The organism is Vibrio sp. B4-6, from assembly GCF_963888245.1.
Classification (GTDB): Bacteria; Pseudomonadota; Gammaproteobacteria; order Enterobacterales; family Vibrionaceae; genus Vibrio; species Vibrio anguillarum.
Map to the genome: position 1 here is coordinate 1 of NZ_CAWPIM010000010.1, position 16,207 is coordinate 16,207.

The window sequence follows — 16,207 nt, forward strand, 5'->3', positions numbered from 1 at the left end:
CATCAATCGACAGCGCGTAACCGCTCAGGTGCAATAAAGAGTAAATCAGCATTGAGCCGTGGCCGTTTGACAGCACAAAACGGTCGCGGTCAGCCCATTGTGGGTTTTGTGGGTTATGGTTTAAGTGGCTACGCCAAAGCACTTCAGCGATATCCGCCATACCCATCGGTGCACCAGGGTGACCAGAGTTAGCTTGTTGAACACCGTCCATACTAAGAGCACGGATGGCATTGGCGAGTTCTTTATTAGAAACAAGGTTACGGGAAGACATGTCTGCTCCTGAGTGCATTAAGCGAATTCAAATTAACGGAAATGGGCTGAAAATAGCGCGGCTATTCTCTCAAAGCACTTTTCTCACTGCAAACGTTTTACTGGAGAAATAGTGCTCTTTAGCGCTTATTTTTAGGATAAAAAACCAAACTCCAATTTTTCATCTAAATTTAAGCAAACGTTTGGTTTACAGACAGGCGTAAAAATAACTTGTAATTCGACCATTCAAAACTAGAATAGACGTCTAGATGTAGAAACACCTACATAAACTAATGAATAACGATGGTGAGCGAAGCTTGCCATAGTCCAACGATTAAAAGTGGAGCTCTCATGGTTAAGCACCTGTTTACTTCTGAATCCGTTTCAGAAGGCCATCCAGATAAAATTGCAGACCAAATTTCTGATGCAGTTTTGGATGCGATTCTAGAACAAGACATCAAAGCGCGCGTTGCTTGTGAAACTTACGTGAAAACCGGCATGGTCATGGTTGGTGGTGAAATCACTACCTCTGCATGGGTGGACATTGAAGAGCTTACTCGCCAAACCGTTCGTGAAATTGGTTACGTCAACTCAGAGATGGGTTTCGATGCCAATTCTTGCGCCGTTTTGAATACCATTGGTAAACAGTCACCTGATATCAACCAAGGTGTTGATAAGGCCGATCCTAAAGAACAAGGCGCCGGTGACCAAGGTATTATGTTCGGTTACGCGACCAACGAAACTGAAATCCTGATGCCAGCACCGATCACCTACGCTCACCGCTTGATGCAAAAACAAGCAGAAGTGCGTAAAAATGGCACGCTTTCTTGGCTACGTCCTGATGCAAAATCTCAAGTTACCTTCCAATATGACCAAGGTAAAATTGTCGGAATTGATGCAGTCGTTCTTTCAACGCAACATTGCGACTCTATCTCGACAGCTGACCTACGCGAAGGCGTCATGGAAGAGATCATTAAGCCTGTGTTGCCAGCCGAGTGGCTTAGCAAAGAGACCAAATTCTTCATCAACCCAACCGGTCGTTTTGTGATTGGCGGCCCAATGGGTGACTGTGGTTTAACTGGTCGTAAGATCATTGTTGATACCTACGGCGGCGCAGCGCGTCACGGTGGTGGTGCATTCTCTGGTAAAGATCCATCAAAAGTAGACCGTAGTGCAGCCTACGCGGCGCGTTATGTAGCGAAAAACATCGTGGCGGCTGGCCTTGCTGACCGTTGTGAAATTCAGTTGTCATACGCCATTGGTATCGCAGATCCAACCTCAATCATGGTCGAAACCTTTGGTACTGAAAAAGTATCACAAGAGATCATCATTGAAGCGGTACGCCAGCACTTCGACCTACGCCCATACGGCTTACAAGAAATGCTCAATTTACTGCAACCGATCTACAAGAAAACCGCCGCTTACGGTCACTTCGGCCGTGAAGAGTTTCCTTGGGAAGCGACTGACAAAGCCGCCATCCTGCGTGACTTTGCTGGCTTGAAGTAATTTTCAACCTAGTTTAAATTTGTAAGCCCTTGCTCATTCGCAAGGGCTTTTTTCTAGGAATGAATCTGTGCCTAATTTTGAGCTACATTACCGTGCGCAAGTAAAAGCAAAACAGTGCATCACAACCGCTCGTCACTATTTTCAACACGACTTCCCTATGCCGAGTATCAGCTATCAGTTACGGGGAAAGGCGGCAGGTAAGGCTTATTTACAACGTTGGGAAATCAGACTGAATCCAGTGCTGTTTGCTGAAAATCAACGCGCCTTTCTCGATGAAGTGATCCCACATGAAATCGCCCACCTAATTACCTACCAGCGCTATGGTCGCGTTCGTCCACACGGTAAAGAGTGGCAGGGTGTGATGAATCAAGTGTTTCATTTACCAGCCAATACCACTCATCGCTTTGAAGTCTCTTCTGTGCAAGGCAAAACCTTTGAATATCACTGCGCTTGTGCGCATTATCCGCTCACTGTCCGTCGTCACAATAAAGTGATGCGCAATCAAGCCACCTACCGCTGTCAACACTGTGCACAAACGCTCCATTTTACTGGCGTGCAGCTTTCATAAATAAACTTTGGTTGCTGCTACTTGAATCCACAGCGGTGTGGTTACACCCATCTACAATTAACAACAAAAACATCATTTATTATTCTTTAATCTGAGTGTTAGACTAATAAAAACCATACTTATATCAGTCTAAATGATGTCCTATTTTCGCTTATTGCTTGTGAATAGCAGCTTAGCTTTGTTCTCGTTTTGTGCCCTAGCTGCGCCTCCCGCTTCCTTTTCTCAAGCTAAAAAAGAAGCATTGAAAATCTATCATGATCATCCAGTGAGCTTTTACTGCGGTTGTGACATTGCATGGCAAGGTAAGAAAGGCACGCCCGACTTACAAACTTGTGGTTACCAAGTTCGCAAACAACAAACTCGCGCCAGCCGTATTGAATGGGAACACGTCGTCCCTGCTTGGCAATTTGGCCACCAGCGTCAGTGCTGGCAACAAGGTGGGCGTAAAAATTGCACCAAAAATGATACTATTTTTCGTTCGATGGAAGCTGACCTCCACAACCTGACGCCGGCGATTGGCGAAGTCAACGGTGACCGTTCAAACTACAATTTCAGTCAGTGGAATGGCGTAGAGGGTGAAAGCTATGGCCGTTGTGAAATGCAGGTCGATTTTAAACAACGCAAAGTCATGCCACCCGATAGAGCACGTGGCTCAATTGCTCGTACCTATCTGTACATGAGCCAAAACTATGGCTTTCAGTTATCCAAGTCCCAAACACAACTAATGCGAGCTTGGAATCGCCAATACCCAGCCGATGAGTGGGAATGCAAACGCGATCAGCGAATTGCCAAAGTTCAAGGCAATCACAACCCATTTGTGCAGCAACAGTGCCGTTCATGAGGTACTTTTTGTGGGCCATTTTCGTGATTGAAACTCGCCCTTGCCCCTTGTTTTTTCAGTGTAAAGCATCCATGTTAATGGCTATTCAACGTCAGGTAGGAACTATCCATGCGTATCCCTAGAATTTATCATCCGACTCCTCTTCAACCCTCAAGCATTATTGCTCTCAATGATGATGCGGCTGGGCATATTGGCCGGGTGTTACGCATGCAAGCGGGCCAAGAAGTACTGCTTTTTGATGGCAGTGGCGCGGAATTCCCAGCGGAAATTACCGAGGTCAGCAAAAAAAATGTGCTGGTCAATGTGTTGAAAAGAGTCGAAAGCAGCTGTGAGTCGCCTCTTAATTTACACCTTGGGCAGGTGATCTCGCGTGGAGACAAAATGGAGTTCACCATTCAAAAATCGGTCGAACTTGGCGTCAATACCATCACGCCTTTGATTTCTGAACGTTGCGGCGTGAAATTAGATGCCAAACGTTTTGAGAAAAAACTGGAACAGTGGCAAAAAATTGCAATCAGCGCTTGTGAGCAGTGCGGCCGCAATATAGTGCCGCTGATCCGCCCAATTATGCAGTTGGAAGAGTGGTGTGCCGAACCCAGTGATGCGCTCAAGCTCAACTTACATCCACGTGCGAAGTATTCGATTAATACCCTGCCTCAGCCCATCAATAAAGTCCGTTTGTTGATTGGCCCTGAAGGGGGCTTATCAGAATCAGAAATTAGCATGACTGAACAGTACCATTTTGAAGAAACCTTGCTAGGCCCACGCGTACTGCGTACTGAAACTGCGGCCTTAACGGCTATTACTGCTCTTCAAGTTCGCTTTGGCGATCTTGGCTAACCGGAGAAAAACAATGATTAAACTTGGTATCGTCATGGACCCTATCTCGTCCATTAACATCAAAAAAGATTCCAGCTTTGCCATGTTGCTAGAAGCGCAGCGTCGTGGTTATGAAATCCACTATATGGAGATGAATGATCTACACTTAGATCAAGGTGTCGCTTTTGCCGATACCAAAGTGGTGACATTGAAAGAAGATCCGAACGGTTGGTATGAGTTTTTATCTGAGCAAACAATTCCACTGGCTGATCTCGATGCAGTGTTGATGCGTAAAGATCCGCCGTTTGACACTGAATATATCTACGCAACCTACATTCTAGAACGAGCAGAAGAAGCAGGAACATTAATCGTCAATAAGCCGCAAAGCTTACGTGACTGCAATGAGAAACTGTTTACGGCATGGTTCCCTGAACTAACGCCAACCACCATAGTGACGCGTAAAGCGGAAAAAATTAAAGCCTTCCGCGCGCAACATGGTGATGTGATTTTAAAACCGTTAGACGGTATGGGCGGGGCATCTATCTTCCGCGTTAAAGAGGGTGATCCAAACGTATCTGTCATTATCGAAACATTAACTAACCACGGCCAAAACTACTGTATGGCGCAAACTTTTGTACCTGACATCAGCAACGGTGATAAACGTATTTTAGTGGTCGATGGTGAACCAATGCCTTACTGCCTAGCGCGAATTCCGGCACAAGGTGAAACCCGTGGCAATTTGGCAGCTGGTGGCCGTGGTGAAGCGCGTCCGCTAAGCGAAACCGATAAAAAAATTGCTCAAACTATTGCTCCAACATTGAAAGAAAAAGGCTTAATCTTTGTCGGACTCGACGTTATTGGCGACAAGCTCACTGAGATCAACGTGACGAGCCCTACGTGTATTCGTGAAATAGAGGCCGCCTTTGATATCTCAATTACCGGTAAGTTGATGGACGCGATTGAGCGTCGAATCAACAAGTCATGCTGAACTGGGCAAACTCTTGCCCAGTAATTTGCGATAGGTTGGAGGCAGTATGAATCTTACAAATCATTTTTTAGTCGCCATGCCAAGTATGAGAGACCCTTACTTCAAGCACAGTGTTATTTACATCTGTGAGCACAATGAGGAGGGGGCGATGGGCTTGATGATTAATGTGCCGATTGATATCACCGTGGGCGGCATGTTAAACCAAGTCGATGTTGAGCCAAGCTACCCGAAGCTTCAACTTGATAGCCTAAAAAGGCCTGTATTGAATGGCGGCCCTGTTTCTGAAGATCGCGGTTTTATCCTACATCGACCGAAAGATCATTATGAATCCAGCATCCGTATGAGCGATGACATTGCCGTCACCACATCGAAAGATATTTTAGCGGTACTGGGCACGGATGCCGAACCAAGTCACTATCTTGTGGCTCTGGGTTATTCAGGCTGGGAGCCGGGTCAGCTTGAGTTAGAGCTGGCTGAAAATTCTTGGTTAACCATTGAGGCCGATCCAGATGTTATCTTTAATACGCCCATTCACGATAAGTGGAATCAGGCGATTAAAAAACTCGGCATTGACCCCATCCAACTCTCAGCACAAGCTGGGCATGCTTAACTTTTACGGCTCTAACCTTTACGGCTCTAACTAGGTAACGCGCCTTTTTAGAGCCTTCGTTGCACCATTCAAGATACTGATTATGACATCCAGAACCATTATGGCTTTTGACTTTGGCACCAAAAGCATCGGCAGTGCGATTGGCCAAGAAGTTACAGGCACCGCATCGCCACTTAAAGCCTTTAAAGCCAATGACGGAATTCCACATTGGGAAGAGATCGAAAAGCAGATCAAAGAGTGGCAACCCCATTTATTGGTGGTAGGGCTACCAACAGATTTGCACGGCAAAGCATTAGAAACCATTACCCCACGAGCCAAAAAATTTGCGCAGCGTTTACACGGGCGCTTTGGCTTAGCCGTCGAGATGCATGACGAACGGCTTTCAACCCGGGAAGCCCGCGCCGACTTGTTTGCCATGGGCGGCTATAAGGCGCTGAGCAAAGGCAATGTCGATTGCCAATCAGCTGTAGTGATCTTAGAGAGCTGGTTTGAAGCGCAATGGGGCGCGTAACTTAACCTCGTGTAACTTAACTTTAATACAGCGGTGCAGCACAATCCCGAATCGAGTTCGGGATTGTTCGTCTTAAACTGCGACTATTCCATATCAATCTGCACGTTATCCAATGTGCCACTGCTGATCCCTTCGCCACGCTTTGTTTTTAACATTAAACGTAAATCGTTAGCCGAGTCAGCGCTGTGCAGTGCATCTTGTTCACTGATTTTGTCCTCAACGACCAGTTGATATAGTGCTTGGTCAAAAGTCTGCATCCCCACTTCTTTTGATTTGCCCATCGTCGCTTTCAATTCGTGCAGATCACCGCGGCGGATCAAATCGGAAATTCGAGGGCTGTTGAGTAAAATCTCAAACACACCATGTCGTCCCTTGCCATTTTTATCGCGGATCAACTGCTGCCCCACGACGCCTTTGAGGTTCATCGACAGATCAAACAAAAACTGCTCTTTTTGCTCTTTAGGAACCAAATGCAAAATTCGCTCAAGCGCTTGGTTGGCATTGTTAGCATGTAACGTTGCCATACATAAATGACCGGTCTCGGCAAAGGTCATCGCATATTCCATCGTTTCACGTGAACGGATCTCACCAATTAAAATCATATCAGGGGCTTGGCGCAGAGAGTTTTTCAGAGCCACTTCGTAACTCTCGGTATCCAACCCTACTTCTCGCTGGGTCACAATGCAACGCTGATGCTCGTGCACAAACTCAATCGGATCTTCCACTGTTAAAATATGCCCAGTTCGGTGCGAGTTACGATAACCCGTCATGGCCGCCATGGTGGTCGATTTGCCCGACCCCGTCGCGCCGACCACCAGCACCAGCCCACGCTTTGCAATCGAGAGATCTTGCAACACGCCCGGTAACTTTAATTCTTCAAAAGTGGGGATATGAGTTTCAATACGGCGGATCACCGCACCGGGCAGCTCACGCTGAAAAAAAGCACTGACACGAAAACGGCCAATCTCTCTCACCACTGCAAAATTGGCTTCACGTGTGCGTTGAAATTCACGGCGGCGATCCTCATCCATCATGGCATCTAACAACGCCATCACCTGCGTTTGGGATAACTTTTCGCCATGAGCTCTTAACTCTCCATCGACGCGAAATAACACTGGCGCTCCTACGGTGAGGTACAAGTCGGAAGCTTTTTGAGTCAACATACCCTCAAGACATTGGTTCAGTTCCATGAGCTCTCTCTTAAAATGGTGATGAATTGACTTCCAGTTTTTTCTGCACTTCTTCTTGATCGACAATACCTTGCGCAATCAACTGTTTGGAATTCTGTTCCATGGTTTGCATGCCATGCGCCGCACCCGTTTGGATAATGGAGTACATCTGCGCAACCTTATCCTCGCGGATCAAGTTACGAATCGCTGGAGTGGCAAGCATAATTTCATGACATGCGACGCGGCCCCCACCTAAACGTTTTAGCAACTTTTGCGCAATCACGGCTCGCAATGATTCAGAGAGCATTGAACGAACCATCTCTTTATCACTACCGGGAAACACATCAATGATCCGGTCGATGGTTTTCGCCGCAGAGCTGGTATGTAACGTGCCAAACACTAAATGCCCGGTTTCAGCCGCGGTTAACGCTAAGCTGATGGTTTCTTGATCGCGCAGCTCACCGACCAAGATTACATCCGGATCTTCGCGCAGCGCCGAGCGTAGCGCCGCTTTAAAACTGTGGGTATCTCGGTGTACTTCACGTTGGTTAACCAAACATTTATTGTTGCTATGCACAAACTCAATGGGGTCTTCAATGGTTAAAATGTGTTTGTTGTGATGAGAATTAATGTAATCAACCATTGCTGCCAGTGTGGTCGACTTACCCGACCCTGTTGGCCCAGTCACCAGCACCAATCCTTTCTCATAATTGGCGATTTTATTAAAAATGTCAGGCGCTTGTAGTTCTTCCAAGGTTGGGATCACCGTAGGAATCGTCCGGAAAACCGCAGAGCAGCCACGAGATTGATGGAAAGCATTGACACGAAAACGCCCTACATTAGGCAGCTCAAATGAGAAATCCACTTCCAGTTTCTCTTCAAATTCACTACGCTGAGCATCGTTCATGATCTCAAAAATCAAACGATGCACGTCAGCATGAGTAAAAGCAGGCACTCCGAGCTTTCTTACTTCACCATCTATCCGTACCATAGGTGGAACACCTGCAGATAGGTGTAGATCCGAAGCGTTGTGCTTTACACTAAAATCCAGTAGCTCAGCGATATCCATTTAATTTCCTTAGTAAAGTCAGGCTATGAGTAGTATTCAACAAAACATTGAACAGATCACTTCACAAATTGAAAGTGCACAACAAAAGTGTGGACGCGCTCGAGAGAGAGTGCAACTTTTAGCGGTCAGTAAGACCAAACCTGTCGAGGCGATTCTAGAAGCAGCGCGCGCTGGGCAACGTTTATTTGGTGAAAACTATGTGCAAGAGGGCGCGGATAAAGTTCAATACTTCAATACCTTGCACCCCGAACTGGATTTAGAATGGCACTTTATCGGCCCAATTCAGTCCAATAAATCGCGCATTGTGGCCGAGAACTTTGCTTGGGTGCATACGGTGGATCGAAGTAAAATTGCCCAGCGTTTAAATGATCAACGCCCAGCGGGCATGCCACCACTACAGGTCTTGATTCAAGTCAACACCAGCGGCGAAAGCTCGAAATCGGGCATTGGTGAACACGAAATAGTTGAGTTGGCAGAGTTGATATCCGCGTTACCCAACCTCACGTTAAGAGGACTGATGTCTATTCCTGAGAATGTCCCCGATTACGCTGCGCAACTTGCCGCATTTCAAAAACTGGCGAGCTTACAAGCGCAATTGTCTGAACGGTTTTCAGGGTTAGATACGCTCTCAATGGGCATGAGTGGCGACATGCAAGCGGCGATTGAAGCTGGTAGCACTATGGTGAGGATCGGCACCGCTATTTTTGGTGCGCGTGATTACGCTTAGCACTGGCTTATCTATCAACCACATAATAATCAATCAGCGACAAGCAATTAGAGGTCAGCAGATGCAGCAGAGAAACATCACTTTTATCGGTGCAGGCAATATGGCCAAAGCAATTATTGCAGGCTTAGTCGCCAGCGGTTATCCAGCTGATAGAATTACCGTGACCGCACCGTCAGAAACAAGACGCAAACCACTGGAAAGTGCTTATGGCATTCACACCACCAGCGATAATCTTGCCGCAGCGCAGCAAGCCGATGTGGTGGTACTGGCGGTCAAACCGCAGTTGATGGCCAGTGTCTGTCAACCTTTGCAATCCATTGATTTTAGAAATAAGTTGGTGATCTCCATTGCAGCAGGTGTTTCTGCGGCGCGCCTTAATGAGATGCTGGCAACCGAACTACAACTAGTACGCGCCATGCCCAATACACCTTCGCTGATCAATCGAGGCATGAGCGGTCTATTTGCCGCTCCAAGCGTATCAGAGCAAGACAAACGCTTTACCGCACAATTGCTACAAGCCGTTGGTGAAGTATGCTGGGTTGAAAACGAGTCCGCCATTAATGGCATCATCGCCGCCGCAGGCAGTGCGCCTGCCTACTTCTTTTTGTTTATGGAAGCGATGCAAAATGAAGCCATCGCTCAAGGCTTTGATAAAGAAACGGCCCGTTTGTTAGTACAACAAGCAGCGTTAGGCGCAGCCGAAATGGTGGTGGCAAACCCTGAGATTGAGCTCTCGACATTGCGTGAACAAGTGACCTCCAAAGGCGGCACCACCGCCGAGGCGATTCGCACCTTTAACGAGCATCAGCTTGCCAATATCGTTGCACAAGCGATGCAAGCGGCCGTAACTCGCGCACAAGAAATGGAAAAACTGTTTTAATCCTAGTGGCGTTTCACTAAGCTATAGCGCAAAAGCGCAAACGACACTCTACTCATATTAAGGGCTAGCTATGAATTCAATGAGTTTTTTGATCTCCACCCTGTTTGATCTGTACATCATGGTCGTAATTTTACGTATCTGGTTACAAGCAGCGCGTGCCGATTTCTATAACCCATTCTCCCAGTTTATCGTCAAAGCAACACAACCTGTGGTTGGCCCACTGCGCCGAGCGATTCCATCCATTGGCAGCCTAGATTTGGCCACGGTTCTCTTTGCGTACGTGCTGTGCGTATTGAAATTTATTGCCTTAATGCTGGTGGCATCAGGTGGTGCGGTTAGTTTTAGCGTCTACTTTTTATTCTTAGGCTTACTCTCGTTAGTCAAAGCCGCTGGCGGTTTACTGTTCTGGGTACTGTTGATCCGCGCCATTCTCAGTTGGGTTAGCCAAGGCCGAAGCCCGATTGAATACGTATTTCATCAATTAACCGAGCCGATGCTTGCGCCGATCCGTCGTATTCTACCAGCGATGGGTGGTTTTGATTTAAGTGTATTGGTGCTGTTTATTGTGCTGCAGTTTGCGAACTTCCTAATGGGCGATTTTATTGGCCCAGTATGGTATCAGTTGTAATGTCATCTGCTGTTTGGCAAGAGGGAGAGGATCTAATCCTCAAGCTCTACATCCAACCCAAAGCAAGCCGCGATAGTATCGTCGGCTTGCATGGTGAAGAGCTCAAAATTGCCATCACCGCACCGCCTGTTGATGGCAAAGCCAACGCGCATTTAACCAAATTCTTGGCTAAACAATTTAAAGTCGCCAAAGGTTTAATCGAGATAGAAAAAGGGGAATTGGGACGTCATAAACAAGTCCGAATTCATTCACCTCAAGTGATACCACAGCCGATTGAAGCCATCTTGTGATGGCTTTTTATTTAGCCCACTCTGTTTTGTAAGGAGCACCACATGCGTAAATGGATGATAGCGTTTGTTATAGCCTTTATTTCGCTACCCACACTCGCCGAGCAGTTTCAAACCATCAAGAATGTTGAAGTTCACTACTCAGCTTTCAACTCAACATTTTTAACGCCACAAGTGGCGCGCAGTTATCAGTTAAAACGTAATGGTTACTCGGCTATTTTAAACATCAGCGTATTAGATAACTCGGCCTTAGGTAAACCAGCTATGGAAGCGACACTCAAAGGCAATGCGAAAAACCTAATCGGTCAGGTACGTGAACTTGAATTTAAACAATTCAAAGAGGGCAACGCGATTTATTACCTCGCTGAATTCCCCATTACTAATGAAGGGAATTTGAGTTTTGACATTGAGGTTGATGCGGGCTTAAAAGGTACCGGTAAGCTTAAATTCACCCAAAAATTCTACGTCGAAGAATAGAGAAATAGTGCAATGAAAAAAATAGTATTAGCCACAGGAAACAAAGGCAAAGTGCGCGAAATGGCTGATCTGCTGGTTGATTTCGGTTTTGATGTGGTGGCGCAAACAGAATTAAACGTCCCAGAAGCCGAAGAGACTGGCACCACCTTTATTGAAAATGCGATCATCAAAGCACGACATGCTGCCAAAATCACTGGCTTACCTGCGATTGCCGATGACTCCGGCTTAGAAGTGGATTATCTGCAAGGTGCTCCGGGAATTTACTCGGCGCGCTACGCTGGTGAAAATGCCAGTGACCAACAAAACCTAGAAAAATTATTAGCGGCAATGGAAGGCGTACCAGACGAACAACGCACCGCTCGTTTTCATTGCGTGCTGGTTTTCATGCGTCACGAAAATGACCCAACACCATTGGTCTGCCATGGTACGTGGCAAGGTCGCATCTTGCACCAAGCTCACGGCTGTAACGGTTTTGGTTATGATCCGATCTTCTTTGTCCCTGAAGATAACTGCGCTTCAGCTGAACTGCTACCTGCACGTAAAAAGCAGCTTTCACATCGTGGCAAAGCGCTAAAAATGCTATTTAAAACCTTAAGCGAGCAAAATTCATAATGTTGCAACCACCCGCGCTGAGTTTGTACGTGCACATCCCGTGGTGTGTACAAAAATGCCCCTATTGTGATTTTAACTCTCACGCGCTAAAGCACGATATTCCTGAACGTGAATACATTGATGCGCTATTGGAGGATCTCGATACCGATATCGCCAAATACCGCCTTGTAGACCATCCTCGCCCATTGCATTCCATTTTTATTGGCGGTGGTACACCGAGTCTTTTTTCTGCTGAAGGTATTGCTCGCCTGCTGCAAGGCATTGAAGCGCGTATTGCGTTTAAGCCTGGGATTGAAATCACCATGGAAGCTAACCCGGGCACGGTAGAGGCTGACCGTTTTGTTGGATATCGACAAGCAGGGGTGACGCGCATCTCGATTGGTGTACAAAGTTTTGAGCCACAAAAACTGGCACGTTTAGGGCGAATTCATGGTCAGCAAGAAGCGGTTAATGCCGCTCAATTAGCTCATCAAATTGGCTTAAACAGCTTCAACTTAGATTTGATGCATGGCTTACCCGATCAAAACTGTGAACAAGCGCTGGCCGATTTAGACAAAGCGATTGCACTAAACCCACCTCATCTTTCTTGGTATCAACTGACCATTGAACCTAATACGGTTTTCTACTTTAAACCGCCTACTTTGCCAGATGATGACGCACTGTGGGATATTTTTGAGCTGGGTCACCAAAAATTGGCCGCCGCTGGGTACGTGCAGTATGAAATTTCTGGCTATAGCAAACCCGGCTATCAATGCCAACACAACTTAAATTACTGGCGCTTTGGTGATTATCTGGGGATTGGTTGTGGCGCGCATGGCAAGCTCAGCTTTAACGACGGGCGTATTGTACGCACCACTAAGGTGAAGCATCCGCGTGGCTATCTCAATTTACTCAAACCTTACTTGGATGACGAATTTGAAGTCGCCGCTGCGGATCGCCCTTTTGAATTCTTCATGAACCGCTTTCGCTTGATGGAACCTTGTCCGAAACAAGATTTTGTTGAAACAACGGGATTAAGTTTAAGCGTGATTCAGCCAACGATAGATTGGGCACTAGCCGAACACTATTTAACGCAAACCGAAAGTCACTGGCAAGTCACAGAAAAAGGAAAACTGTTTCTTAATGACTTGCTCGAAGCCTTTATGGCTGACGACTAAAAAGATAAACCCAAGAGATTGGCTAACCTAATCGGTAGCCAATCTTTTGCCAAAAACACGGGCTGTCAGAGAATATTAAACTTAAAAGATAGAGCGACCAATACGCTCAGCCAAGAGTTCTAACATCTTAGTGCCCGCTAAAGAATTACCTGACGCATCAAGCTCTGGCGACCAAACCGCAATCGTCATCTCCCCAGGAACAACAGCAATAATACCGCCACCTACGCCCGATTTACCCGGCATGCCAACACGATAAGCGAACTCTCCTGCGCCATCATACAAACCGCAAGTCGCCAATAAGGCATTGATCTGCTTACTTTGTGTCGGCGTTACTATCGCTTCCTTGGTATGCACGGACACCCCTTTATTCGCCAGATAACTGAAGGTTTTCGCTAATTGAACACAGCTCATTTTAAGTGAACAAGCGTGAAAATAGTTGTGCAGCACCGGGATAACGTCATTATCAAAATTACCAAACGATCGCATCAAATAGGCGATGGCAGCATTGCGATCGCTGTGCATCATTTCTGAAGCCGCTACCACTTTGTCGTACACGATGCCCTCTTCACCCGACAACTGACGTACAAACTCCAGTAAGCGCTGCCGAGGGGCTGATAAACGGCTATGCAGCATATCCGCCACCACAATAGCTCCAGCATTGATAAAAGGGTTACGCGGAATGCCCTGCTCCATTTCAAGCTGGATCATCGAATTAAACGCTTGGCCTGAGGGTTCTTTTCCGACACGAAGCCATAGCTCTTCTGGTTTATAAAGCATCATAGCAAGCGTTAAGCTCAAAGCTTTAGAGATGGATTGAATTGAGAATCCTTCCGTGGCATCTCCAGCCGAAATCACTTCACCTTGATTGGTGTAAACCGCGATCGCCAGCTTGTTATTCGGTACTTTAGCTAAAGCAGGAATGTAATCGGCGACTTTTCCTTTGCCGATCAGTGGGCGAACCTCACACAAAATATCAGCAAGTAGATTGGGTGTTAGCTTCATGGGTGACCTTACCTCGGGTGAGAAATGTTTTTCTCTATTTTTATAATGATTTTCGTAGGGCGCTAAGGCCGAAAAAGCCAACATTACAACAATGTTGGCTTTTCTTTAATCGCTAATTTTGTTGCAGCAACAAAAGTGAGTCGTTACGCGGTGCGTTTGTATTTTATATCCCACACACCATGACCTAAACGGTGACCACGCGCTTCAAATTTAGTCAAAGGACGCTCTTCTGGACGAGGAATATAGTCACCTTCTGCGGCAATATTGGCAAAGCCCGGCGCTTGATTCATCACTTCAATCATATGCTCAGCGTAGTTTTCCCAATCGGTCGCCATATGAAAGATACCCTCTTCCATTTTTAGTTTTTGACGCACCATTTCCGCAAATTCTAACTGCACAATACGGCGCTTATGGTGACGTTTTTTGTGCCAAGGATCAGGGAAGAACAGTTGCAGTGTATGCAGGCTACCATCAGGGATCATGTGTTCAAATACTTCCACTGCATCATGGCACATCACGCGTAAATTAGTCACGCCAGCATCACGAGCGGCTGACAAACAGGCGCCAACACCTGGGCTATGCACTTCAATACCAAAGAAGTTTTTTTGCGGTGCATTTTTAGCCATTTCAACTAATGAAGCGCCCATACCAAAACCGATTTCTAAAACCACCGGGTTATCGTTACCAAAAACCGCCGCCCAATCGAGCAATTGTGGCTGGAAATCAATACCCATTGTTGGCCAACATTCATTCATTGCCGCTTCTTGGCCTTTGGTTAATCGACCCTCACGACGAACGAAACTACGGATTCGACGCAGTATTTTGCCTTCTTCGGTATATTCGTTGGTGGTTACTTCACTCATTGATCTTGCCTGCACATTGATTAATCAAAGCGGGGATTATCCAAAGAATTATTCTCGGTGCAAGTGTTATCGAAATAAACTTGTTGGATAAATCCACACAATTTGTCCGTTTTACAACGTCACATTTATGTGGTGCAATTTTGCTCCACTAAAACTATAAACCAAAGAGCCTGTCGTGACACCTTTCGCTAACGCCATTTTAAAATGGTATGACGCCTATGGGCGCAAACATTTGCCGTGGCAACAAAACAAAACGGCCTACAGCGTTTGGCTGTCGGAAATTATGCTCCAACAAACTCAAGTCGCAACGGTAATCCCTTATTTCGAACGCTTCATGCAACGTTTTCCAACCGTGATTGATTTGGCCAATGCAGAACAAGACGAGGTACTGCACCTATGGACCGGCCTTGGTTATTACGCACGTGCGCGCAATCTACACAAAGCAGCCAAAATAGTGGCCAGCGAATATGGCGGTGAGTTTCCCCTTGATATCGAACAGATGAATGCTCTACCGGGTATTGGCCGATCAACCGCTGCGGCGGTGCTTTCTTCGGTTTATAAGCAGCCGCACGCCATTTTAGATGGTAACGTAAAGCGTACTTTAGCCCGCTGTTTTGCTGTCGAAGGCTGGCCGGGGCAAAAAAAAGTTGAAACTCAATTGTGGCAACATGCCGAACAAAATACGCCAGCGCAAGATGTTGATAAATATAACCAAGCCATGATGGATATGGGGGCGATGGTCTGCACACGCAGCAAACCGAAATGTACGCTCTGCCCAGTTGAATCTTTTTGCATTGCCAATAAACAAAATAACCCACTCGATTATCCGGGTAAAAAACCAAAAACAGACAAACCAACCAAACAAACCTGGTTTGTGATGCTGCACCATAACCATCAAGTATGGTTAGAACAACGCCCTCAAAGTGGAATTTGGGGTGGATTATTTTGCTTCCCTGAAAACCCCAATAGCGCCATCGAAGATCAACTTGATCACAGAGCCATCAAAGAGAGCGCTATCCGCTCTATTCGCCCACTCATCGCTTTTCGCCACACGTTTAGCCATTATCATTTAGAGATCACACCGATCTTGGTGGAGTTATCTCAACAACCGAACATCATCATGGAAGCAAGCAAAGGTCTTTGGTATAACTTAGCCCAACCGGAACAAATCGGCTTAGCCGCTCCTGTAAAACAGTTGCTAGAAAGCCTTCCATTTGAAATTAACCCTTAAAACACCGAAGAGG

General features: G+C 46.4%; 19 protein-coding genes and 1 pseudogene. 15 read left to right on the forward strand and 5 right to left on the reverse strand.

The window, feature by feature from the left end:
* A pseudogene (locus AACV20_RS02660) lies at nt 1–271 on the reverse strand (transketolase); the annotation flags it as partial.
* Between the two features lie 329 nt (nt 272–600).
* Here AACV20_RS02660 and metK point away from each other — a divergent pair.
* The 7 genes from metK to ruvX all read left to right on the forward strand — a co-directional run bounded on the left by metK (nt 601) and on the right by ruvX (nt 6,092).
* Nucleotides 601–1,755, forward strand: a complete 1,155-nt coding sequence (gene metK, locus AACV20_RS02665; RefSeq protein ID WP_026027375.1) for a methionine adenosyltransferase — start codon at nt 601–603, stop codon at nt 1,753–1,755.
* A gap of 67 nt (nt 1,756–1,822) precedes the next feature.
* A complete protein-coding gene (locus AACV20_RS02670) occupies nt 1,823–2,323 on the forward strand; it encodes a SprT family zinc-dependent metalloprotease (protein WP_019282289.1) in 501 nt (166 codons plus the stop codon).
* A 133-nt stretch (nt 2,324–2,456) separates the two neighbouring features.
* Nucleotides 2,457–3,164 carry a deoxyribonuclease I gene (endA, locus tag AACV20_RS02675; RefSeq protein WP_170907927.1) on the forward strand — a complete coding sequence of 236 codons (708 nt, stop codon included), beginning with the start codon at nt 2,457–2,459 and terminating at the stop codon, nt 3,162–3,164.
* Between the two features lie 108 nt (nt 3,165–3,272).
* The gene (rsmE, locus tag AACV20_RS02680) at nt 3,273–4,004 is read left to right on the forward strand and encodes a 16S rRNA (uracil(1498)-N(3))-methyltransferase (protein WP_013857814.1); all 732 of its coding nucleotides are present in this window, start codon (nt 3,273–3,275) and stop codon (nt 4,002–4,004) included.
* A 13-nt stretch (nt 4,005–4,017) separates the two neighbouring features.
* Nucleotides 4,018–4,971, forward strand: a complete 954-nt coding sequence (gshB, locus tag AACV20_RS02685) for a glutathione synthase (protein WP_040122940.1) — start codon at nt 4,018–4,020, stop codon at nt 4,969–4,971.
* Nucleotides 4,972–5,017: 46 nt separating this feature from the next.
* Complete coding sequence (locus tag AACV20_RS02690) at nt 5,018–5,581, forward strand: YqgE/AlgH family protein (RefSeq protein ID WP_013857816.1); 564 nt, start codon at nt 5,018–5,020, stop codon at nt 5,579–5,581.
* An 82-nt stretch (nt 5,582–5,663) separates the two neighbouring features.
* Nucleotides 5,664–6,092 (forward strand): Holliday junction resolvase RuvX, encoded by a 429-nt coding sequence (gene ruvX / locus AACV20_RS02695; protein WP_017045508.1) that lies wholly within the window; start codon nt 5,664–5,666, stop codon nt 6,090–6,092.
* Between the two features lie 83 nt (nt 6,093–6,175).
* Here ruvX and AACV20_RS02700 read toward each other — a convergent pair whose 3' ends face one another.
* Together AACV20_RS02700 and AACV20_RS02705 are read right to left on the reverse strand one after the other, a co-directional pair.
* Entirely contained in the window at nt 6,176–7,282 is a 1,107-nt protein-coding gene (locus tag AACV20_RS02700; protein WP_017048293.1) for a PilT/PilU family type 4a pilus ATPase, read from the reverse strand.
* Between the two features lie 10 nt (nt 7,283–7,292).
* Nucleotides 7,293–8,330 (reverse strand): type IV pilus twitching motility protein PilT, encoded by a 1,038-nt coding sequence (locus AACV20_RS02705; RefSeq protein WP_013857819.1) that lies wholly within the window; start codon nt 8,328–8,330, stop codon nt 7,293–7,295.
* A gap of 25 nt (nt 8,331–8,355) precedes the next feature.
* On the opposite strand from AACV20_RS02705, the gene AACV20_RS02710 reads away from it, so the two are divergent.
* The 7 genes from AACV20_RS02710 to hemW all read left to right on the forward strand — a co-directional run bounded on the left by AACV20_RS02710 (nt 8,356) and on the right by hemW (nt 13,098).
* A complete protein-coding gene (locus AACV20_RS02710; protein ID WP_017048292.1) occupies nt 8,356–9,057 on the forward strand; it encodes a YggS family pyridoxal phosphate-dependent enzyme in 702 nt (233 codons plus the stop codon).
* A 61-nt stretch (nt 9,058–9,118) separates the two neighbouring features.
* Nucleotides 9,119–9,937, forward strand: coding sequence for a pyrroline-5-carboxylate reductase (proC, locus tag AACV20_RS02715; RefSeq protein ID WP_081245025.1), 819 nt, complete (start codon nt 9,119–9,121; stop codon nt 9,935–9,937).
* Between the two features lie 70 nt (nt 9,938–10,007).
* Nucleotides 10,008–10,565 (forward strand): YggT family protein, encoded by a 558-nt coding sequence (locus AACV20_RS02720; RefSeq protein WP_010320643.1) that lies wholly within the window; start codon nt 10,008–10,010, stop codon nt 10,563–10,565.
* The gene (gene yggU, locus AACV20_RS02725) at nt 10,565–10,855 is read left to right on the forward strand and encodes a DUF167 family protein YggU (RefSeq protein WP_026028229.1); all 291 of its coding nucleotides are present in this window, start codon (nt 10,565–10,567) and stop codon (nt 10,853–10,855) included. Before AACV20_RS02720 ends, yggU begins: the two co-directional genes overlap by 1 nt.
* A 42-nt stretch (nt 10,856–10,897) precedes the next feature.
* Nucleotides 10,898–11,329 carry a DUF4426 domain-containing protein gene (locus tag AACV20_RS02730; RefSeq protein WP_170907928.1) on the forward strand — a complete coding sequence of 144 codons (432 nt, stop codon included), beginning with the start codon at nt 10,898–10,900 and terminating at the stop codon, nt 11,327–11,329.
* Nucleotides 11,330–11,341: 12 nt separating this feature from the next.
* Nucleotides 11,342–11,941 (forward strand): XTP/dITP diphosphatase, encoded by a 600-nt coding sequence (locus AACV20_RS02735; RefSeq protein ID WP_017050639.1) that lies wholly within the window; start codon nt 11,342–11,344, stop codon nt 11,939–11,941.
* Complete coding sequence (gene hemW, locus AACV20_RS02740) at nt 11,941–13,098, forward strand: radical SAM family heme chaperone HemW (RefSeq protein WP_170907929.1); 1,158 nt, start codon at nt 11,941–11,943, stop codon at nt 13,096–13,098. Before AACV20_RS02735 ends, hemW begins: the two co-directional genes overlap by 1 nt.
* Nucleotides 13,099–13,179: 81 nt before the next feature.
* Here hemW and glsB read toward each other — a convergent pair whose 3' ends face one another.
* Nucleotides 13,180–14,100, reverse strand: a complete 921-nt coding sequence (gene glsB, locus AACV20_RS02745; RefSeq protein WP_026028230.1) for a glutaminase B — start codon at nt 14,098–14,100, stop codon at nt 13,180–13,182.
* Nucleotides 14,101–14,243: 143 nt separating this feature from the next.
* Complete coding sequence (gene trmB / locus AACV20_RS02750) at nt 14,244–14,963, reverse strand: tRNA (guanosine(46)-N7)-methyltransferase TrmB (RefSeq protein ID WP_026027213.1); 720 nt, start codon at nt 14,961–14,963, stop codon at nt 14,244–14,246.
* Nucleotides 14,964–15,138: 175 nt separating this feature from the next.
* Between trmB and mutY the strand changes: the two genes are divergently transcribed.
* A complete protein-coding gene (gene mutY, locus AACV20_RS02755) occupies nt 15,139–16,194 on the forward strand; it encodes an A/G-specific adenine glycosylase (RefSeq protein ID WP_013857828.1) in 1,056 nt (351 codons plus the stop codon).
* The last annotated feature ends 13 nt before the right edge of the window (nt 16,195–16,207 follow it).